The organism is Mammaliicoccus sp. G-M28, from assembly GCF_022386595.1.
Lineage (GTDB): Bacteria > Bacillota > Bacilli > Staphylococcales > Staphylococcaceae > Mammaliicoccus > Mammaliicoccus fleurettii.
In genome coordinates this window covers 225,784-244,163 of record NZ_JAJNIF010000003.1, presented here as the reverse complement: position 1 = coordinate 244,163, position 18,380 = coordinate 225,784, and the positions used below count along the sequence as shown (strand labels likewise).

Genomic DNA, 18,380 nt, shown 5'->3' with positions numbered 1-18,380 from the left:
ATCACTCTTTATTATTTTGATAAACTGCTTAATACACCGTTTATAAATTTATAATGATCGTCATCACTGTATATTTTGGCAATTTCAACTGCTTCATTAAAAATTACCTTCTGCGGTGTATCTGTATAATTTAATTCATATGATGCCATTCTTAAAATGATACGATCTGTTTTAAGCAGACGTTCTAATGTCCAATTTTTCAAATGAGGTTTGAATATTTCATCAAGCTCTTCTTTTTTGTCAGTGACTTCATTAACAAAATTCTTAACATATAAATATTGTTCACCTTTGAAATCATCAACTAAGTAGTTAATTGCTTCTTCTACCGTTAATTCTGTTTTATTATTTTCTAATTGATATAGTGTTTTAAAGACAAGTTCTCTTAATTCTGTTCTTTTCATATTCTTCTCCTTCAAAGAATAAGAGGATGCACGCATCCTCTTAATTAATCATTTTTTATTATTGGAAATGTATATTAACGATATGAACATTAACTTCTTTAGGAGTTAATGCAGTCATCGTATTTAATGCTTGTTTAATTTCTGATTGAACTTTTCGTGCAGTTTCAGAAATTTTTGTACCATAATCAAATGTACAATAAACATTAATATAGATGCCTTCATCTTTTATATCGACTTTTATACCTTTACCAAAATTCTTTTTCCCGAATTTTTCTAGGGAATTCTTATTAAAAACGGATTGCATATGAGATACACCTTTAATATCAGTAGTAGCAATACTCGCTATTACCTCAATTACTTCTGGTGCAATCTCGATTTTACCTAAAGAAGGCTTTTCATTCTCAATTGTTTTAGCCACTTGAATCCCTCCCTATTTATCTTCATTATTTATAATATCATGAATCTCTAGGAAATTGGTATTAAAATCACCTGATTCAAACACATCGTTTTCTAACAATCTTAAATGGAATGGGATAGTCGTATCAATGCCTGCAACTAAAAATTCTGTTAACGCTCTTTTACCTATTTGTATAGCTTCAGTTCGGTCTTTACCATGCACGATTAGTTTAGCTACCATTGAATCGTAATATGGCGGGATTGTATAACCTGTGTAACAAGCTGAATCTATTCGAACACCAAATCCTCCTGGTGTTAAATATTGATTAATTTTACCTGGAGAAGGCATAAATTTCTTAAATGGACTTTCAGCGTTAATTCTAAACTCGATTGCATGCCCATTTAAAGTAACTTCATCTTGTGTTAATGGTAAAGTTTCACCACTGGCAACTTTAAGTTGTAACTTAACTAAATCCATACCCGTAACCATCTCTGTTACTGGGTGTTCAACTTGAATACGTGTATTCATTTCCATAAAATAGAATGCTTCAGCATCTAAATCGTAAATAAACTCAATCGTTCCTGCGTTTTCATAATTAACAGCTTTTGCTGCTCTAATTGCCGCTTCACCCATTTCTTTTCTCATAACTTCTGAAAGAACTGGAGAAGGAGATTCTTCTACTAACTTTTGCATACGTCTTTGAATCGTACAATCACGTTCTCCTAGATGGATAACATTACCTTCCGAATCGCCCATTACTTGTATTTCTATATGTCTAAAGTTTTCGATGAATTTTTCTAAGTAAAGCCCTTTATTACCAAATGCTGTTTCAGCTTCTTGTTGAGTCATTCTAAATCCAGTTACAAGTTCTTCTTCATTTCGCGCTATTCGTATACCTTTACCACCACCACCGGCAGTTGCTTTAATTATTACAGGGTATCCAATTTGTTTAGCACATCTTTTTGCAATTTTAACTGTATCTACTAGACCTTCACTACCAGGTACAACAGGTACATCAGCTTTAATCATTTCTTCTTTAGCTACATCTTTTATACCCATTTTTTGTATAGATTGGTAACTAGGTCCAATAAATTTAATTTGGCACGCTTCACACATTTCAGCGAAGTCACTATTTTCAGCTAAGAAACCATATCCTGGATGGATGCCATCACATCCTGTTGATTTTGCTATTGAAATAATATTAGGTACATGTAAGTATGAATCTTTAGATTGTGTTGGTCCTACACAATAAGCTTCATCTGCAATTTGAGTATGTAATGCATCTTTATCAGCTTCTGAATAAATTGCAACTGTTTGTATGTCTAGCTCTCTACAAGCTCTAATGATTCTTACAGCTATTTCCCCTCTATTAGCAATTAATACTTTTTTCATATTATTTCACCTTGAATAACGGTTGGCCATACTCTACCATTTGTCCGTCTTCAACTAATATTTCAGTGATTTCTCCAGAAACCTCTGCTTGTATTTCATTAAATAGTTTCATAGCTTCTAAAATACAAACAGTTGAATCAGCATCAACATGTGAGCCTACTTGTACATACGGACCTTCGTCTGGAGATGGGGATTTATAAAATGTTCCTACCATTGGTGCATTAATAGTTAAACCACTTGGTGCCTCTGCTTCAACATTTTGTTGAGGAGAAGGTTGAGAAATTTGTTGTGGTTGTTCAGCAACTACGTTCGAAGTACCTTGGCTATAAATAATTTCTTGCTTAATTTCTTTTTTTAAAGTTAATTTAAAATCTTTATCATTAATGTCAATTTCAGTTAAAGAAGAATTGTCTAGTACATCAACTAATTCTTTAATTTGTTTTAAGTTCATTTGAAAATCTCCTTTTAAATTCTAATTCTTTACACTTCATACATTTTACTTTAGTGGTCATACCAATTCAAGAGATTTTAATATTTAATCAAAAATGACCAATAGAATTTATATCTATTGATCATTTTATCATTTATTCTTTCTGATTAACCTCTTGATACGTAACTACCATCAGTAGTGTTTATAACAAGTAAATCTCCTTCATTAACAAATAAAGGAACATTTAAGCTGTAACCAGTTTCTACTGTCGCTTGTTTAGTTGCACCTGTAGCAGTATCACCTTTGATACCTGGTTCAGTTTCAGTTACTTGTAATGTTACTGTATTTGGTAATTCAATACCAATTGTTTCGCCTTCATAAGATTGAATATGAACTTCCATATTTTCTTTAATGAATTTAAGTTCGTATTCTAATCTTTCCTCTGGTAATTCTAATTGATCATAAGTTTCGTTATCCATAAATACATGGCTATCACCATTTGCATATAAATATTGCATGCGACTGTTTTCAATTTGAGCTTTTTCTACTTTTTCGCCAGCTCTGAAAGTTTTTTCTTGTATCGCACCAGTTCTTAAATTTCTTAATTTAGAACGAACAAAAGCTGCACCTTTGCCTGGTTTTACGTGTTGGAAATCTAATACTTTCCAAATCCCATTTTCAACTTTAATTGTTAAACCTGTTTTAAAATCATTAACTGAAATCATTCATTTTCCTCCTATTTATACCTTCTTATAAAATAATAAGGTCTTTTGAAGTTTTAGTAAAGCGTTGTAAGCCATTTTTTGTAACTAATACATCATCTTCTATTCTAACTCCACCTAATCCATCTATATATATACCTGGTTCTAATGTTATACACATATTTTCTTCAAGTACAATATCTGATTTTTGGGATAGTCCAGGTCCTTCATGCACCTCTAAGCCAATTCCATGCCCTAGAGAGTGACCAAACGCATCTCCATAACCATATCCTTTAATAATATCTCTCGCAATTGAATCTGCCTCTTTACCTGTCATACCTGGTTTAATTTGCTCTAAAGCAGCTAATTGAGCTTCTAATACAATATTATATATTTTTTTCATTTCTTTTTTCGGTTCACCTATCGCAAATGTTCTCGTCACATCACTTACATATCCTTCATATAGTGCACCATAATCTAATGTAATCATGTCACCATGTTCAATTACTTTATTACTTGCTACACCATGAGGTAGTGCACCACGATGACCTGAAGCAACTATTGTATCAAATGATGAACAAGTAGCCCCTTTACTTCTCATAAACATTTCCATTTCATTGTTTACTTCATTTTCAGTCATCCCTGGTTTAATCCATTTAAGGATATGTTCATATGTTTCATCTACTATATCAGCAGCTTTTTGAATTTGTTTAATTTCAAATTCATCTTTAATCATTCTAATCGTTTCAATTACACCTTCAATAGAAGAAAGCTCAACATTTTCTGTATTCAATGATTGATAATTATTATAAGTTATTAAATCAGCTTCAACACCAACTTTTTTATACTTACCTTGTTCAATTAATTCATTTATTTTTGCTAACATTGGACCTTCTTGATTTATAACTTCAAAATCTTTAGCTTGATCATTTGCTTGTTGAATATATCTAAAATCTGTAATTAATTGGGAATCATCTTGTGTAATTAACAGACTACCACTAGTACCAGTAAATCCAGAAAGATATCTACAGTTATATGGTGAAAGTATGACTACTGCATCTAATCCTTTTTGATTCATAACTTGTCTCAATTTATTAATTTTCATATTTATCCCCTTTCTATTTGTACAATAAATCTATATACATTAAAATAATAGCATACATACAATAAATTTTTCACAGTAAAACATTGGGAGTTAATAAACATGAGAAAAACAATAATAGCAATCATGGCAAGTTCAGTTGTATTATCAGCGTGTGGTAATGATAAAGTTCAACAACTAGAAGAAAAGAAATCAACATTAAAAAGCGATAATAGAAAACATAAACAAGAAGTTCTAGATTTAGAAGATAAAAACAAAACATATAAACAAAAAGAATCGAGTATAGAAAGCTCAATAAAACAAACTAAAAAACAATCTACCAAACAATTTACAACTCAATATTTAAAATCATCAACTCGTTTTGTGAATGAAACTAAGACAAATATCTCGAGTTACAACAAAATCAAAAAAGATGTAACAACTAAGTTTAATGATGAAGATACAAAAAGTGAACTTGATAACATATATAATGATCAAAAGACTATTACAAATAAATATAAAGACGAAATGAAAGGGAAATCTATCCCGGAAGATTATAAAGATTTGCATAAAAGTATGCTAAAATTATCCAATGGAATCGAAAAAGTATTTAAAGATTTAAATGAAGCTTATAATAAGAAAGATAAAAAAGCAGTAGAAAAATCAATCAATCAGTTAAATAATTTAGACAAAGAAATAGGACAAATTAAGTGAGTACAAAGTTGATTTGTGCTATATTTAATAGACTAACAAATTAAGGTGAGATTCTATGAAAAATGTTTTATTTTATTTAATTATTGCAGTGGCACTATTCGGGTTAATTATGAACCTTGATTTCTTTATAATGGGATTTATTAGAATGATTATTTCACTCATAATATTTGGGTTAATCATTTATTTGATTTACTATTTCTTCTTCTTAACACCAGATCAAAGAAAATATAAGAAAGCTATGCGTAAACAAAAGCGTAGAAATAGATAAAAAAAGAGACCTCTGTGGTCTCTTTTCAGAGTGTCGACAAAGTCTTAGACTTTGCCGGCATTTTTTTATGCGCATGCTTTCCGCGGGCATGTTCTCAGCCTGTAGTCTTCGAATCATGCTTTTCCCGCAGGAGTCAGCGCAAAAAAATGCCAAATATTAACAAATTATTTTATAATATAGATGAAATTTAATTTAGGAGTTGATTCTATGTTAAATAAATGTACGGAAAACAAAACCTATATTAGAGAAATCCGTAGACATGTTTGGCAAGATGATTTAGACATAATCGAAGATTTAAGATTTATAGATACAATTAAAAAAGCATATAAATTAAGAAGTCAAACAGTAGAAAGACGATTTGGCGATGCAAAAGAACAGCCTAGTTTAAACGCAGTTTAAGCTTAAATTTAATAAAACATACTTATTAAAACAAAAAACAAACTGAAAGAGACCTCTGTGGTCTCTTTTTTTTACTATTCGACTAATGCGCAATGTAAGAATATGAATATTAATATGTCCTTTATTTTCTATACGTCCATTCTTCTGATTTATATTTTTCTTCTAATTGTTTAATCTCTGTTAGTTGTTCATCCGTAAAGTTCAAAGGCTTATATTCTATATCTAACCCTTTTTTAAATCCATCATGAAATGCTTGTTCCATTTCTTCAATAGTAATATGTCTGTCAGCTAAATCATTTATGGCCACTGCTTTATCCACGAATGCTGCTTTCATTTTATCTTTCAATCTATCATTTCTATATATGAACATATCAAATAATTCGTCTACATCTATATCTTGTAAAATAGATCCATGTTGTAAAATAACACCCTTTTGTCTCGTTTGAGCACTCCCTGCTATTTTTCTACCCTCTACTACAAGTTCATACCAACTTGGTGCATCAAAACAAACTGAACTCCGAGGTGTCTTTAATTTATCTCTTGCTTCTTTTGTCTTAGGAATAGAAAAATAAGCATCAAAGCCTAATGATTTAAATCCTTCTAATAATCCTTCTGATATTACTCTATATGCTTCTGTAACTGTTTTAGGCATATTTGGATGCGATTCTGGAACGATAACACTATATGTCAGTTCTTTGTCGTGTAAGACGCCTCTACCACCTGTTGCACGTCTAACAAGTCCATAACCTTTTTCTTTAACTTTCTCAATATCTATTTCTTTAGTTAGTTTTTGAAAATACCCTATAGATAATGTTGCAGGGTTCCATGTATAAAACCTGATTACAGGGTCTATTTCTCCTCTGCTTACGAAGTTCATGAGTGCTTCATCTACTGCCATATTATAGTATGGATCATTTGATTTTGTGTTTATAAAGTGCCAAGTTTCTTTCACAATTAAAAACTCCTATTCAATTAATTCTATATACTTGTCTATTTTAGCAAAAAAATTTTGATAAATCTCACAAGAAATCTTATAATAGTAGTATCGACTTGAATTGGGAGGAATTAGACCATGAATTATTGGTACATCGCGCTCATAGTCCTAGTCTTGATTATCATTTATATGGCAATTAACTATTCATTGAATAAGCGCGCAGTTAAAGAATTAGATCAAAATGAGTTTCACAAGGGTTTAAGGAAGGCACAAGTTATCGACTTACGTGAAAAGGCTGATTTTGAATATGGTCATATCATCGGGGCAAGAAACATACCAATGAGTGTCTTTCGTACAAGATACCAAGGGTTACGTAAAGACCAACCTATTTATTTTTGTGATGCAAATGGTGTAGCAAGTTCCAGAGCTGCAAGAATGATGAAGAAAAAAGGTTATACAAACTTGTACATGCTTAAAGGCGGATATAAAAAATGGACTGGGAAAGTTAAGTCTAAATAATAAAAAAGGATGAATTCTAATTGAATTCATCCTTTTTTATTAATTTTTTTCTTCTTTTAGCAACTCAAATTTTAAAACAGGTTTTCTAGCTGCTTGTGTTTCATCTAAACGTCCTATAACAGTAGTATGTGGTGCATCTAAGACTGTTTCTGGATTCTCTTCCGCTTCTTTTGCAATTTGTATTAAAGTATCACAAAAAGCATCTAAAGTTTCTTTTGATTCAGTTTCTGTTGGTTCTATCATCATACATTCTTCCACATTTATTGGGAAGTAGATTGTAGGTGGATGGAAATTGAAATCTAATAGTCGTTTTGCAATATCCAATGTTCTTACACCAAGTTTTTTCTGTCTAGAACCACTTATTACAAATTCATGTTTACAATGTTGCGTATATGGCGTATCGAAATGATCTTGTAATCTTCTCAACATGTAATTCGCATTTAGAACTGCTGTTTCAGAAACAGCTTTTAATCCATCTGGCCCCATCGTTCTAATGTAAGTGTAGGCTCTTAAGTAAATGCCAAAATTACCGAAGAATGGCTTAACTCGACCAATAGAATTTGGCATATCATGTTCGAATTTGTAAGAATCATTTTCTTTCACAACTGTTGGTTTAGGTAAATATGGTATTAAATCTGATTTAACGCCAACAGGTCCAGATCCAGGTCCACCGCCACCATGTGGTCCAGTAAACGTTTTGTGTAAGTTTAAATGTACTGCATCAAACCCCATGTCTCCTGGTCTTACTTTACTCATTATGGCATTTAGATTTGCACCATCATAATAAAGTTTACCACCAGCTTGATGGACGATTTCTCTAATTTCTACAATATCTTCTTCAAATAAACCTAATGTATTTGGATTTGTTAACATAATTGCAGCAGTGTCATCACCTACAACTCGTTTTAAATCTTCTATATCTACTAACCCTTTTTCATTTGATTTAACTGTAACAGTATCAAATCCTGCTACTTTAGCTGATGCTGGATTCGTACCATGTGCAGAATCTGGAACGATTACTTTAGTTCTATTAAAATCATTATTTGCTTCGTGGAAGGCTTTAATCATTAATAGTGCAGTCCATTCACCATGAGCTCCGGCTGCAGGTTGTAATGTTACTTCATCCATTCCAGTAATTTCTTTTAAATGTTCTTGTAAGTCGTATATTATTTCTAGTGATCCTTGTACTGTTGATACATCTTGTAATGGATGTGCATTAGCAAATCCAGACATTCTTGCTACTTTTTCATTTATTTTAGGGTTGTATTTCATAGTACATGAACCTAAAGGATAGAAACCTGTATCTACACCATGATTTTTATTCGACAATTCTGTATAGTGTCGCATTAAATCTAATTCACTAACCTCTGGCAACTCGGCTTTTTGTTTTCTAGTAAATTTATCTCCTAGTATTTCTTGAACATTTTGTGTTTCAACTTCTTTTTCTGGTAATGAATATGCAAATCTATCTTTTCTAGATCTTTCAAAAATTAATTCACTTGATGGTTTACGCACTATATTCACCTACTTTTTGGATAAATGTATCAATATCATCTTTAGTTCTTAGTTCAGTTACGGCAATTAGCATGTGATTTTTAAAGTCGTCATTCATAAATCCTAAATCAAAACCACCTATTATACCTTCTTCTAATAAATCTTTATTGATGTCACTAATAGATTTATTAAATTTAACAACAAATTCATTAAATGAAATACTTTCTAGTACTTCAAAGCCTGCTTCTTGCATTTTACGTTTCATATACGTCGTATTTTCCATATTTAGTTTTGCCATTTCATATACACCATTTTTACCTAATGCACTCATGCATACTGATGCAGCCAAAGCATTCAATGCTTGGTTAGAACAAATATTTGAAGTAGCTTTATCTCTTCTTATATGTTGTTCACGAGCTTGTAGTGTTAGCACAAAGCCTCTATTACCATCTTCATCTTGTGTTTGACCAACTAAACGACCTGGTAGTTTTCGCATTAATTTCTTAGTAGATGCAAAATAACCACAATGTGGGCCACCGTATTGGGCTGGAATACCGAATACTTGAGCATCCCCAACGACGATATCTGCTCCAAATTCTCCAGGAGGTGTAATTAAACCTAGTGCTAATGGATTACTAGAAACGATAAACAATGCCTTTTTATCTTCAATCAATTGTTTAATTGCTTCTAAATCTTCTAATGAACCAAAGAAGTTCGGATATTGAACACAAACAGCTGCAGTATCATCATCGATAACTTCTTTTAATTTATCCAAATCAGTTACTGTGCCGTCTAAGTCAACTTCGACAACTTCAATATCTTGGGCTTTAGTATATGTTTTAAGCACTTCTATAGACTGGTAATGTACTGACTTAGATACAATTACTTTTTTCTTTTTTGTGTGTCCTGCAGCAAGTACTGCAGCTTCTGCAAAAGCAGTACCTCCATCATACATTGACGAATTTGCTACATCCATTCCTGTTAATTCACATATTAATGTTTGGAATTCAAATATAGCTTGTAATTCACCTTGAGAAATTTCAGGTTGATATGGTGTATATGCAGTATAAAATTCAGAACGAGAGATGACATGATCTACTACAGTCGGTATATAGTGATCATAAACACCTGCTCCTAAAAATGACGCATGTGTTTCACTCGTAATATTCTTATTAGCAATTTGTGATAATTCTCTTAATAATGTAGTTTCTGGTTTTTTCTCTTTAATATTCAGTGTTTTATTAAATCTTACAGATTCAGGTATATCAGTAAACAATTCATCTACAGATTTAATACCTATGAAATCTAACATTTCTGATTTATCTTTTTCAGTTAAAGGTATATAGCGGTGACCCATTTTATTCACTCCTATGATTTAAATGATGATTTTTTTACAATTTTAGCTTTTACTTGTCTTTTTCTTACTTGAATTAAAATGTCTTTATCTAGTTCAAACGCTTCTTTCTTGATTAATCCCATCGCTATTGCTTTTCCAGTTGATGGCGATTGAGTGCCTGATGTGACATATCCAATTTCATTACTATCAACATCTAAAATTTTATAATCCGTTCTAGGTATGCCTTTATCAATCACTTCAATACCAATTGATTTTCTTTCTGCACCATTTTCTTTCTGGTCTTTAAGTACAGACTTACCAATAAAATCTGCCTCAATTAACGGTTTGACTGCAAATCCAATACCTGCTTCATAAGGTGTGATTTGTTCAGATAAGTCTTGACCATGTAGCGGTAGAGCAGCTTCTAATCTTAGTGTATCGCGAGCGCCTAAACCACAAGGCACGACGCCTTCACTTATGAAACCATCCCAAATTTCTTTAGTGTCTTCAGATTGACAATATACTTCAAAACCATCTTCACCTGTATAACCTGATTGTGACAAAATAACTTCTTTACCAAATAAACTAACTTTTTGTTGAAACTCAAACATTTTCATTTCACTTACATTTACATCTACTAATTTTTGAACTAAATCGCGAGCTTCTGGTCCTTGAATAGCTAATTGACCATATTCTGAAGATTTATTTTCAATGTTTACATTAAATCCTTCAATTTTTTGTAACCATTCAAAATCTATATCAGTATTACCAGCATTAACAACTAAGAAATAAACTGATTCATCCAATTTATATATAACTAAATCATCAACAACCCCACCTTTTTCGTTACAAAGTGTTGTATATTGTGCTTTCGTTTCATTTAAAATTGAAGAATCGTTTGTTAAAGCATATTGAACAAATTGATCTGCTTCTTCACCAGTAACAATAATTTCACCCATATGGCTAACATCAAAGATGCCAACTTTTGTTCTTACAGCATTATGTTCCTCTTTAATACTTGAAAATTGAACTGGTAATGCCCAACCAGAAAAATCAATAACTTTAGCACCTTGATCGATATATGTTTGATATAAAGGTGTTTTCTTTAATTCTGTAGTCATCATACCTCTCCCCTTCTAAATATGTATAATAAAAAAACAGGGTAGCTTTCGCTACCCTGTTGAAGTACTCTTCAGGAATGCGTCACAAAGTTATCCTTTTGCCTGAGAGATTCACTCAAAAATGGTTTGCTCCTTCGGCGATGAATATAACATTCACTCTCTCTAACTTTGATCATTCGCAATTATATATGCTTATAAAGATTCAATAATCTCACTTGCAACTACTTCTTCAGGTCTGCTTGCATCAATATGTTTGTATGCGATTTCATTATAACTTAATTCTCGTTTTGAATACAAGGTTTTTAATTCATTTAAAGATTTACCTCTTGCATTCGGTCTATTATTATCATGATTAATTCTATTAAATAGTATTTCAATATCACATTTTAACCAGAATGTATTCAAATTATCTTTCAAAATATCTTTCGAAAGTTCAGATTCTATAATACCACCACCAGTTGAAATAATAACATCTTTACCAATCCATTTGTGCAAAGCTTTATATTCTAAATCTCTAAAATATGCTTCACCAAAATTTTCAAATATTTGTGGAATTGGTAATTGTGTAATTTCAACGATATAAGTATCTATATCTACTAAAGGCCTGTCATAATGTTCACTTAACAATTTACCTATCGTTGTTTTGCCAACACCCATAAAACCAACTAACACTATCGACATTAAATCTACTCCTTAGTTGTTACATTTCAACTTAAACTTTATTCTATCTCATTATTCAGAAAATAAAAAGTCTAATATTATTTATTATTTAAAATTATTTTTATTTCTCGTTGATAGTACTGCTCTAAATTATGATAAATATTTAATTTATAACTATATTGAACTAAATAAAATGATAGAAAAGCTGAATAAATAAATAATATCCCTAGTACAAAAGGCAGAATAAATCCTTCATTTTTAAATATAAATTTCTTCATGAACTTTTTTGTCACCCTTCCTAATCAGTAAATCTAATTTGAGGGTATTTTGATGTAATTGCTGTATATTCAATCTTTCAACATTATTTAGTAATGTAATATTACCTTTACCGTTTATACTTTTAAAAATTTTTGAATTTAATAAAGTGTATTCTGTTGAGTTTTTATTGCGAATACATTTTATCCTCGTGTTTGAATAATCGATGATAACCTTACAATCTTCAATTTCTTCAGATAAATCTTTTCTAAACATGATTAATTCGTAATTAGTATGGTCGATAGCATTATCTTTTAAAGTATAAATACTTTTAATTAATATAGGTATAAGCGCGAGTATAATTAATAAAAATGATAAAGACAGCAACATCTCGATCATAGTAAACCCTTTATTATTTTTTAACACAAACTTTTTCATTTTTCATTTCATCTTCCAAGCAAATTTGATTTTTTAAATTTAAATATTTATATCGATTTACATCATATTTAAAATCATCGCTGGGAGATTGAATCGTTTGATATAACAACTGATATAGTTTTATTTTATTATGTTCTTTTTCAATATTTTTATTTAAAGAAGTCACTAATGGTAATAAAGTTCCACTCAATAACATGATAATAAATATCGAAAGCATAAAATCTATAAAAACATACCCGTTATTATTCTTCAACAATTCTATATCTCCCTTTCTCAATCCGAAATATAATTTTATATTTTTTGTTGTTAAAAATGATTTTCAAAGTACCAAACTGATTGATATTTCCTTCACCATCATATACTAACGTAGTAAACTTATTATCTTTTGAAATATTTCCTTTATATAAAGTAAGTGTCTGAATTTGATTTCTTTCTATTTGATAATAAATTTTCTCTGAATTAGGTTTAAACCAAACTAAAATCGGCTTTTTTGTAGCAATAGATTTTGTTTCTAAATACTCTAACTTTGTTTCTAAATCATATATTCCATTTGTTAAATCAACTTTATCGATTGCATTAATTGATAAGAACATTGTTAACATCATAATCATGCTTAAAATTGAAATTACAAATATCATTTCAATTAAAGTAAATCCTTTATTGCACATTAATTAGCAACTACTTCGCCATTTTGCAAAGTTATTCTTTCGCCTGATTTACAAGTAAGCTGTTTATCATTGATATAACCATCACTTACTAAATCATTTACAGAATTCGGTTTAGCATCATGCTTTAACGTATAAGCTTCAACTTGTCCAGCTACCATCTTTACTTGAGCTTGACAACCAGTACTTTTAACTGTTTCCGATTGCTTACTAATGTTAGGAATGATGATAATCAACAAGATACTTATGATTAAAAGTACTATCAACATTTCCACTAATGTGAAGCCTTCTTTTTTACAAAATAATTTAAAACTTTTCATCTACTACACCCTTTCATTTTATTCCTTCTACCATCTGTAACATTGGTAAAATTATAATTAAATAAAGCGTTATAATTAGTAATGCTAAAATGCCAAATACAATTGGCTGAATCCATTTCAAATGTTTTATAAAAGTTTTTTCTAGTTTGTCTAACATAAATACACTGAAATAATGCAATTCCATATCTAACTTTGATTTGTTTTCTCCGTGTTTAATATAATGAATTAAATGCTCCTCGAAACATCCTAATTTTTTTATGGCATCCGGGAACGATTCACCTTTTTCCATAGATTTATTAATTGATAAGCCAATGTACTTTAAAAAGCTATCTTTTGTTTGCATCATGTATATTTCAATTATTTTATTAAGCGTTATTCCGTTTTGTATAAAAAATGAAAAGTCCCTAGATATTCTATATGAGTGATACATAGATATATATTTGTTTATTAAAGGTATTTTATTGGAGAATGAAATTCTTTTAGACACGTCTTTACTACTATAATTTAAGTAAATGATGAGGAGAATAAGTACTAAACTTAAAAACAATGTAAAAATAGTTGTGGGTAAATAAGAAAAAATTGTCGTTATTACTTTTAATGAAGTTGAAATTTCAACATTCATAGATTCGTATATTTCACTAAATTGAGGAATGATTGTCTGGTTTACTGCAGCTAATAACATGAAAAAAATGCAGAATAATAAAGCAGGATATTGAATTGTTTTTATAAATCTTTCTTTTACTTGCTCAATTTTTCTTAAATATAAAATGGAATGATCAACTGTTTCAATCAAGTTTCCATATTGTTCACCAAAATATATTTGAGTTAAGATTACTTGAGGATAATTTAAAAATTTTAGAACTTCGTGTAATTGTCCAGTATCTTTGACTAGTCCAATTACTTTTATCTTTAATTCTTTTTTAGACAATTGAGGAAATTGATCATTCAACAATTGAATTGCTTCTAACAAGGTAAAACCTTGTTTCAACATGTCTGAAAGTCTTATTAGATATAATACTTTTTCTTTTTTTAAGACATTGCCTTTATTCATTAAAATCACACACCATATACTTAACAATGTCATCATTGAATAAATAAGTCATAACTCTACTGCGACTGGAGTCATTTTGTTTAACTAAGCGCTGATTTGCGATACATGATATACCTTGTTTAATTTGTTCAGTAGTAATACCTAATTCGATTAACCTGTGTATTGCGCCAATATTATTTTTAGCATGCATTGTTGAAAGTACTAAATGACCGCTTAAACTTGCTTGAATAACTTGTTTAGCAGTTTCTTTATCTCTAATTTCACCAATCATAATGACATCAGGATCACACCTTAAAATGGCTTTGAATGACTGATTATAAGAGATATTTGCTTTTTCATTAACAGAAACTTGTACAATACCATCTAAAGTTTGTTCAACTGGATCTTCAATAGTGATAATATGTTTGTTTTTCACTTTTTTTAAATCATGCATTAATTCATACATCAATGTGGACTTTCCCGATCCAGTGGGACCAGTAAACAGAAATAATCCTTCAGCATTATATATTTCATTTCTAATTTTTTTAAAATCTAAATCATCCTTACTAAATCCTCTCTCACTAAAATATTGTGGCGTTATTCTAATAGCGCACGATTCAATACCTAAGCTAATTGGTATCGTGGATATTCTCAAATAATAACTTATCTCATGCTCATATAAATATTGTCCGCTTTGTGCTTTATTCCTTTCACTTACATCTAAATGAGAGATGAATTTCATATAAATTAATAATCTACTATACAACTTCGAATCCATCGATAAATCATAGTGATTATTATCGCCATTGATTCTCATTTGGATAATAACCTTATCAGCAATTACTGGGATAAAATGTATATCACTAGCTTCTAATTTCACTGCGTCATTAATAATTGATTTGAATAATTTCTCCATAATCTCCTCCTCATATATATAAACGCTTTCAATTCCGCTGATTACTTCTATGATAGTTTTTAATTTACTAAAAATGCTATTTACTTTTGTATAGAGTAACTTTATAATTAAATGTGAATAAGAAAGTAAACACAGAGGGGGTTCTTAAGAAGATGGATAAAGTTTATAAAACTCTAGGCTTCTGGACTGCTATATTTGCTACAATGTTTTATGTCGGAGGAATGGACATGATGGCGTATTTCTTTGTAGCACAGACAGGATTTTTCGTATTATTGGGATACTTAAAATTAACAGAAAGAATGTATATGTATATATTCGCTATTTATTTAGTATTATGTTTTGTTGGATTTACATATTATTCAACATTCTTATTAGAGCCAGGCTTCGGTCATCATTAAAAAAAGCATTACACATTATGTGTAATGCTTTTTTATTTAACTAAACCCATTTAAATATGGATTTGTCATTTCTTCTTCAGAAATAGTTGATTCGGGACCATGTCCTGGAAAAATTGTAGTATTAGGATCTAATTCTAATAATTTATCTTCAATTGATTTAATTAAAGTTTCAGTATCACCTTTATATAAATCCGTTCTACCTATTCCACCTTTAAATAAAGTATCCCCAACAATTGCAAAATCTCCAAAAACGAATGACAAGCTACCTGGTGAATGCCCTGGTGTATGTAGAGCTTCAAACTCAAACTCTCCTATTTTGTGAGTTCCTTCATCCATAACTAAAGGTACTGTATGTTGTACAACTTGAGGTAATTGATATGCTGCGAATTTTTTAGATCCATTTTTCACTGTATCTGTTAACCATGATTTTTCTTCTTTATGAACATATACATCGACGTCATATTTTTTAACGACATCATCAATGCCACCTATATGGTCAAAATGAGCATGTGTAAGTAGAATACCACTTAACTTTTTATTAAATTTCTCTATGCGTTTGTTTATAAATTGTCCATTATCACCCGGATCAATTACTAGCAGTTCCTTGTCTCCTTCGATAATATAACAGTTAGTTTCAACTATTCCTAAAGCATAACTATGTACTTTCATTGTATTTCCTCCTCTTTTTTTAAAAAGTACCTCGACAAAATCACATATTAATTATACAATTAATATGATAATAAAAGAAAACGTATTGGGGGTATTGGAATGCCATTTATCGACACAGGGGAACTATTTGAGTTGTTTGGAATAAAAATCCATATCGGCGTTAATATTTTCTCTTTATTAATGCTTGCCGTTTTTATTCTTGCAATATTTGGTTTGATTTCAGCATTCAAAAACAAAAATATTTTGGGCATTCTTTTTGGTGCAATAACTGTAGTATCTTTTGGCTTTTTCTCATTAGCAACAATATTTACATACGGTTATCCAATTTTGCATCATTAAAGAAAAGACGAGTTTACACTCGTCTTTTTTTATTTGTTTAAATGTCTGTTAACTGATTCTAACTTTTCATTCATTTTTCTTGATTTGTCTCTTCGATCATCAATTCTTATGTTAGTACATACTCTATCCAAACCTTTATTAAATGGACTTTCATGAATTTCTTGAATTACTTCAAATAAATCTTTCAAGTCACCTTCGATTAAAGTGTTCATAGGTGTAAGTTGGAAATCAATTTTTCCAGATTGTTTATGTTTTTCTAAAATCAACTGGATATCTGCTATATATTCACTTACACTCGGTCCTTCTGTTCCTACCGGTATTACAACAACATCAACGATTGCCATTATTGATTCTCCTTTTCTAGTACATATGTCTTAATAAGGCCAGCTGCACCAATTATACCTGCATCATTGCCTAATTGTGCTACTTCAATGCGCGTATCTTCTTGAGCAGGTTTAAAAGTCATTTCTTCATAATGCTTTTTAATGAATTCGATAAGAATATCTCCAGCTTTACTAACGCCTCCACCAATTATAATATACTTTGGATTTGTCATAACACTAATTACGCTTGCTGCATAAGCTATGTAGCCACCCACTTTATCTATAATAAACAAGCTGAATTCATCACCAGCTTTAGCAGCATCAAATACATCTTTAGCCGTTACGTTCTTGCTTGCGATTAATTCATGCAGTCTAGACTTCATATTAATATTTGGATAATAATGATGAACTAAATTTATAACTCCTGTTGCAGATGCAACTGTTTCCAAACAACCTTTTAATCCGCAATTACATTGAAATCTTTTCTTTTGATCTACTAAAAAGTGACCGATCTCTGCTCCTGAACCATTATGTCCATGAATTAACTCACTATTGGATACAATTCCACCACCAACACCAGTTCCAAGTGTGATACATACGACATCACTTTCATTTCTTCCTGCACCTTTAAACTTCTCACCTAAAGTTGCTACATTCGCATCATTATCAACATAAACTGGGCCATCAAAATATTGTTGCATAAGTTTTCTTACTTCAATATTTCCTTTCCAATTTAAATTAACTGCACCATGTACAATACCATTGTCAAAATCGATAGGTCCTGGAACACCAAGACCCATACCGATTATATTTTCAATGTCTATATTTTTACGATTCATATGGACCATAAATGAATCGTAAATGTTTTCTAATATACCTTCTCCAGTTCTATTCGTAGAAATTTCCCATTTTTCTTCAATATTTAAAGAACGATCAAATATTCCTAATTTACATGTTGTTCCGCCTATATCTGCTGATAAAATATGTGTCATTTTTTCTCAATCCTTCTTTGGTTAATAATGAGTCTTGCTTGTAAAAATGTGTCTTTGTCAATTAGCATAGATTGATACATGGTTTTGATTTCTTGTTCCATCATTTCTAGTTGGTCATCTTCATTTTTAAAATAAATGATATATCCAAACTTTTTTAACAATTGTTGTACATCATATAAGTTTTCCAT

The 18,380-nt window shown here is 30.4% G+C and carries 27 protein-coding genes and 1 riboswitch; of the genes, 6 read left to right on the top strand and 21 right to left on the bottom strand.

What is annotated here, in order from left to right; translation table 11 throughout:
- Window positions 1-11: 11 nt before the first annotated feature.
- The 6 genes from nusB to LQ609_RS04945 all read right to left on the bottom strand — a co-directional run bounded on the left by nusB (window position 12) and on the right by LQ609_RS04945 (window position 4,426).
- A complete protein-coding gene (nusB, locus tag LQ609_RS04970; protein ID WP_078356577.1) occupies window positions 12-401 on the bottom strand; it encodes a transcription antitermination factor NusB in 390 nt (129 codons plus the stop codon).
- 58 nt (window positions 402-459) lie between these two features.
- On the bottom strand, window positions 460-819 hold the full coding sequence (locus LQ609_RS04965) for an Asp23/Gls24 family envelope stress response protein (protein WP_078356576.1): 360 nt from the start codon (window positions 817-819) through the stop codon (window positions 460-462).
- 12 nt (window positions 820-831) lie between these two features.
- The gene (accC, locus tag LQ609_RS04960) at window positions 832-2,190 is read right to left on the bottom strand and encodes an acetyl-CoA carboxylase biotin carboxylase subunit (RefSeq protein ID WP_107510049.1); all 1,359 of its coding nucleotides are present in this window, start codon (window positions 2,188-2,190) and stop codon (window positions 832-834) included.
- Between the two features lies 1 nt (window position 2,191).
- Entirely contained in the window at window positions 2,192-2,641 is a 450-nt protein-coding gene (accB, locus tag LQ609_RS04955; protein ID WP_078356574.1) for an acetyl-CoA carboxylase biotin carboxyl carrier protein, read from the bottom strand.
- A gap of 146 nt (window positions 2,642-2,787) precedes the next feature.
- Window positions 2,788-3,345: an elongation factor P gene (gene efp / locus LQ609_RS04950; RefSeq protein ID WP_078356573.1), complete on the bottom strand. Its 558-nt coding sequence runs from the start codon at window positions 3,343-3,345 to the stop codon at window positions 2,788-2,790.
- Between the two features lie 25 nt (window positions 3,346-3,370).
- Entirely contained in the window at window positions 3,371-4,426 is a 1,056-nt protein-coding gene (locus LQ609_RS04945; RefSeq protein WP_119634231.1) for a M24 family metallopeptidase, read from the bottom strand.
- 99 nt (window positions 4,427-4,525) lie between these two features.
- Between LQ609_RS04945 and LQ609_RS04940 the strand changes: the two genes are divergently transcribed.
- The 3 genes from LQ609_RS04940 to LQ609_RS04930 all read left to right on the top strand — a co-directional run bounded on the left by LQ609_RS04940 (window position 4,526) and on the right by LQ609_RS04930 (window position 5,783).
- Entirely contained in the window at window positions 4,526-5,116 is a 591-nt protein-coding gene (locus LQ609_RS04940) for a hypothetical protein (protein ID WP_078356571.1), read from the top strand.
- Window positions 5,117-5,171: 55 nt separating this feature from the next.
- Window positions 5,172-5,384, top strand: coding sequence for an SA1362 family protein (locus LQ609_RS04935; protein ID WP_078356570.1), 213 nt, complete (start codon window positions 5,172-5,174; stop codon window positions 5,382-5,384).
- A gap of 207 nt (window positions 5,385-5,591) precedes the next feature.
- A complete protein-coding gene (locus LQ609_RS04930) occupies window positions 5,592-5,783 on the top strand; it encodes a hypothetical protein (RefSeq protein WP_182476993.1) in 192 nt (63 codons plus the stop codon).
- Between the two features lie 121 nt (window positions 5,784-5,904).
- Here LQ609_RS04930 and LQ609_RS04925 read toward each other — a convergent pair whose 3' ends face one another.
- Complete coding sequence (locus tag LQ609_RS04925) at window positions 5,905-6,735, bottom strand: lipoate--protein ligase family protein (protein WP_078356568.1); 831 nt, start codon at window positions 6,733-6,735, stop codon at window positions 5,905-5,907.
- A gap of 120 nt (window positions 6,736-6,855) precedes the next feature.
- Here LQ609_RS04925 and LQ609_RS04920 point away from each other — a divergent pair, with 120 nt between their 5' ends.
- Complete coding sequence (locus tag LQ609_RS04920; protein ID WP_239734390.1) at window positions 6,856-7,236, top strand: rhodanese-like domain-containing protein; 381 nt, start codon at window positions 6,856-6,858, stop codon at window positions 7,234-7,236.
- Window positions 7,237-7,275: 39 nt separating this feature from the next.
- Here the strand turns inward: LQ609_RS04920 and gcvPB are convergent, their stop codons facing one another.
- The 10 genes from gcvPB to comGA form a co-directional block, all read right to left on the bottom strand.
- Window positions 7,276-8,751 carry an aminomethyl-transferring glycine dehydrogenase subunit GcvPB gene (gene gcvPB / locus LQ609_RS04915; protein ID WP_078356566.1) on the bottom strand — a complete coding sequence of 492 codons (1,476 nt, stop codon included), beginning with the start codon at window positions 8,749-8,751 and terminating at the stop codon, window positions 7,276-7,278.
- Window positions 8,744-10,087: an aminomethyl-transferring glycine dehydrogenase subunit GcvPA gene (gcvPA, locus tag LQ609_RS04910; RefSeq protein WP_078356565.1), complete on the bottom strand. Its 1,344-nt coding sequence runs from the start codon at window positions 10,085-10,087 to the stop codon at window positions 8,744-8,746. The genes gcvPB and gcvPA overlap by 8 nt, the downstream gene beginning before the upstream one ends.
- A gap of 11 nt (window positions 10,088-10,098) precedes the next feature.
- Window positions 10,099-11,187: a glycine cleavage system aminomethyltransferase GcvT gene (gene gcvT / locus LQ609_RS04905; RefSeq protein WP_078356564.1), complete on the bottom strand. Its 1,089-nt coding sequence runs from the start codon at window positions 11,185-11,187 to the stop codon at window positions 10,099-10,101.
- 80 nt (window positions 11,188-11,267) lie between these two features.
- A riboswitch (glycine riboswitch) is annotated at window positions 11,268-11,363 on the bottom strand.
- 16 nt (window positions 11,364-11,379) lie between these two features.
- Window positions 11,380-11,868: a shikimate kinase gene (locus LQ609_RS04900; protein ID WP_239734389.1), complete on the bottom strand. Its 489-nt coding sequence runs from the start codon at window positions 11,866-11,868 to the stop codon at window positions 11,380-11,382.
- A gap of 237 nt (window positions 11,869-12,105) precedes the next feature.
- Window positions 12,106-12,540 carry a competence type IV pilus minor pilin ComGF gene (gene comGF, locus LQ609_RS04895; protein ID WP_078356561.1) on the bottom strand — a complete coding sequence of 145 codons (435 nt, stop codon included), beginning with the start codon at window positions 12,538-12,540 and terminating at the stop codon, window positions 12,106-12,108.
- Window positions 12,515-12,793, bottom strand: coding sequence for a competence type IV pilus minor pilin ComGE (gene comGE, locus LQ609_RS04890; RefSeq protein WP_237687667.1), 279 nt, complete (start codon window positions 12,791-12,793; stop codon window positions 12,515-12,517). The genes comGF and comGE overlap by 26 nt, the downstream gene beginning before the upstream one ends.
- Window positions 12,783-13,208, bottom strand: coding sequence for a competence type IV pilus minor pilin ComGD (gene comGD / locus LQ609_RS04885; RefSeq protein WP_078356559.1), 426 nt, complete (start codon window positions 13,206-13,208; stop codon window positions 12,783-12,785). The genes comGE and comGD overlap by 11 nt, the downstream gene beginning before the upstream one ends.
- Entirely contained in the window at window positions 13,208-13,525 is a 318-nt protein-coding gene (gene comGC, locus LQ609_RS04880) for a competence type IV pilus major pilin ComGC (protein WP_107509991.1), read from the bottom strand. Before comGC ends, comGD begins: the two co-directional genes overlap by 1 nt.
- 13 nt (window positions 13,526-13,538) lie before the next feature.
- Complete coding sequence (comGB, locus tag LQ609_RS04875; protein WP_078356557.1) at window positions 13,539-14,576, bottom strand: competence type IV pilus assembly protein ComGB; 1,038 nt, start codon at window positions 14,574-14,576, stop codon at window positions 13,539-13,541.
- A complete protein-coding gene (gene comGA, locus LQ609_RS04870; RefSeq protein ID WP_107509993.1) occupies window positions 14,569-15,471 on the bottom strand; it encodes a competence type IV pilus ATPase ComGA in 903 nt (300 codons plus the stop codon). Before comGA ends, comGB begins: the two co-directional genes overlap by 8 nt.
- 152 nt (window positions 15,472-15,623) lie before the next feature.
- Here comGA and LQ609_RS04865 point away from each other — a divergent pair, with 152 nt between their 5' ends.
- Window positions 15,624-15,869 (top strand): DUF2626 family protein, encoded by a 246-nt coding sequence (locus LQ609_RS04865; RefSeq protein WP_078356555.1) that lies wholly within the window; start codon window positions 15,624-15,626, stop codon window positions 15,867-15,869.
- A gap of 36 nt (window positions 15,870-15,905) precedes the next feature.
- Here LQ609_RS04865 and LQ609_RS04860 read toward each other — a convergent pair whose 3' ends face one another.
- A complete protein-coding gene (locus LQ609_RS04860) occupies window positions 15,906-16,538 on the bottom strand; it encodes an MBL fold metallo-hydrolase (RefSeq protein ID WP_239734388.1) in 633 nt (210 codons plus the stop codon).
- Between the two features lie 99 nt (window positions 16,539-16,637).
- Here LQ609_RS04860 and LQ609_RS04855 point away from each other — a divergent pair, with 99 nt between their 5' ends.
- Entirely contained in the window at window positions 16,638-16,877 is a 240-nt protein-coding gene (locus LQ609_RS04855; protein ID WP_078356553.1) for a DUF2759 domain-containing protein, read from the top strand.
- 29 nt (window positions 16,878-16,906) lie between these two features.
- On the opposite strand, the gene LQ609_RS04850 is transcribed toward LQ609_RS04855, so the two are convergent.
- Genes LQ609_RS04850 through LQ609_RS04840 form a run of 3 tightly spaced genes read right to left on the bottom strand, consistent with a single transcriptional unit; the run spans window position 16,907 to window position 18,380 of the window.
- The gene (locus LQ609_RS04850; RefSeq protein ID WP_078356552.1) at window positions 16,907-17,221 is read right to left on the bottom strand and encodes an MTH1187 family thiamine-binding protein; all 315 of its coding nucleotides are present in this window, start codon (window positions 17,219-17,221) and stop codon (window positions 16,907-16,909) included.
- The gene (locus LQ609_RS04845; protein WP_239734387.1) at window positions 17,221-18,192 is read right to left on the bottom strand and encodes an ROK family glucokinase; all 972 of its coding nucleotides are present in this window, start codon (window positions 18,190-18,192) and stop codon (window positions 17,221-17,223) included. The genes LQ609_RS04850 and LQ609_RS04845 overlap by 1 nt, the downstream gene beginning before the upstream one ends.
- Window positions 18,189-18,380: a YqgQ family protein gene (locus LQ609_RS04840; protein WP_078356550.1), complete on the bottom strand. Its 192-nt coding sequence runs from the start codon at window positions 18,378-18,380 to the stop codon at window positions 18,189-18,191. Before LQ609_RS04840 ends, LQ609_RS04845 begins: the two co-directional genes overlap by 4 nt.

Excerpts from the sequence above, each read along its gene's own strand:
- nusB (WP_078356577.1), bottom strand. The coding sequence starts at position 401 with ATGAAAAGAACAGAATTAAGAGAACTTGTCTTTAAAACACTATATCAA.
- accC (WP_107510049.1), bottom strand. The coding sequence starts at position 2,190 with ATGAAAAAAGTATTAATTGCTAATAGAGGGGAAATAGCTGTAAGAATC.
- accB (WP_078356574.1), bottom strand. The coding sequence starts at position 2,641 with ATGAACTTAAAACAAATTAAAGAATTAGTTGATGTACTAGACAATTCT.
- efp (WP_078356573.1), bottom strand. The coding sequence starts at position 3,345 with ATGATTTCAGTTAATGATTTTAAAACAGGTTTAACAATTAAAGTTGAA.
- LQ609_RS04945 (WP_119634231.1), bottom strand. The coding sequence starts at position 4,426 with ATGAAAATTAATAAATTGAGACAAGTTATGAATCAAAAAGGATTAGAT.
- LQ609_RS04940 (WP_078356571.1), top strand. The coding sequence starts at position 4,526 with ATGAGAAAAACAATAATAGCAATCATGGCAAGTTCAGTTGTATTATCA.
- LQ609_RS04935 (WP_078356570.1), top strand. The coding sequence starts at position 5,172 with ATGAAAAATGTTTTATTTTATTTAATTATTGCAGTGGCACTATTCGGG.
- LQ609_RS04930 (WP_182476993.1), top strand. The coding sequence starts at position 5,592 with ATGTTAAATAAATGTACGGAAAACAAAACCTATATTAGAGAAATCCGT.
- LQ609_RS04920 (WP_239734390.1), top strand. The coding sequence starts at position 6,856 with ATGAATTATTGGTACATCGCGCTCATAGTCCTAGTCTTGATTATCATT.
- gcvPA (WP_078356565.1), bottom strand. The coding sequence starts at position 10,087 with ATGGGTCACCGCTATATACCTTTAACTGAAAAAGATAAATCAGAAATG.
- gcvT (WP_078356564.1), bottom strand. The coding sequence starts at position 11,187 with ATGACTACAGAATTAAAGAAAACACCTTTATATCAAACATATATCGAT.
- LQ609_RS04900 (WP_239734389.1), bottom strand. The coding sequence starts at position 11,868 with ATGTCGATAGTGTTAGTTGGTTTTATGGGTGTTGGCAAAACAACGATA.
- comGF (WP_078356561.1), bottom strand. The coding sequence starts at position 12,540 with ATGAAAAAGTTTGTGTTAAAAAATAATAAAGGGTTTACTATGATCGAG.
- comGD (WP_078356559.1), bottom strand. The coding sequence starts at position 13,208 with ATGTGCAATAAAGGATTTACTTTAATTGAAATGATATTTGTAATTTCA.
- comGC (WP_107509991.1), bottom strand. The coding sequence starts at position 13,525 with ATGAAAAGTTTTAAATTATTTTGTAAAAAAGAAGGCTTCACATTAGTG.
- comGB (WP_078356557.1), bottom strand. The coding sequence starts at position 14,576 with ATGAATAAAGGCAATGTCTTAAAAAAAGAAAAAGTATTATATCTAATA.
- comGA (WP_107509993.1), bottom strand. The coding sequence starts at position 15,471 with ATGGAGAAATTATTCAAATCAATTATTAATGACGCAGTGAAATTAGAA.
- LQ609_RS04865 (WP_078356555.1), top strand. The coding sequence starts at position 15,624 with ATGGATAAAGTTTATAAAACTCTAGGCTTCTGGACTGCTATATTTGCT.
- LQ609_RS04860 (WP_239734388.1), bottom strand. The coding sequence starts at position 16,538 with ATGAAAGTACATAGTTATGCTTTAGGAATAGTTGAAACTAACTGTTAT.
- LQ609_RS04855 (WP_078356553.1), top strand. The coding sequence starts at position 16,638 with ATGCCATTTATCGACACAGGGGAACTATTTGAGTTGTTTGGAATAAAA.
- LQ609_RS04850 (WP_078356552.1), bottom strand. The coding sequence starts at position 17,221 with ATGGCAATCGTTGATGTTGTTGTAATACCGGTAGGAACAGAAGGACCG.
- LQ609_RS04845 (WP_239734387.1), bottom strand. The coding sequence starts at position 18,192 with ATGACACATATTTTATCAGCAGATATAGGCGGAACAACATGTAAATTA.
- LQ609_RS04840 (WP_078356550.1), bottom strand. The coding sequence starts at position 18,380 with ATGGAAAACTTATATGATGTACAACAATTGTTAAAAAAGTTTGGATAT.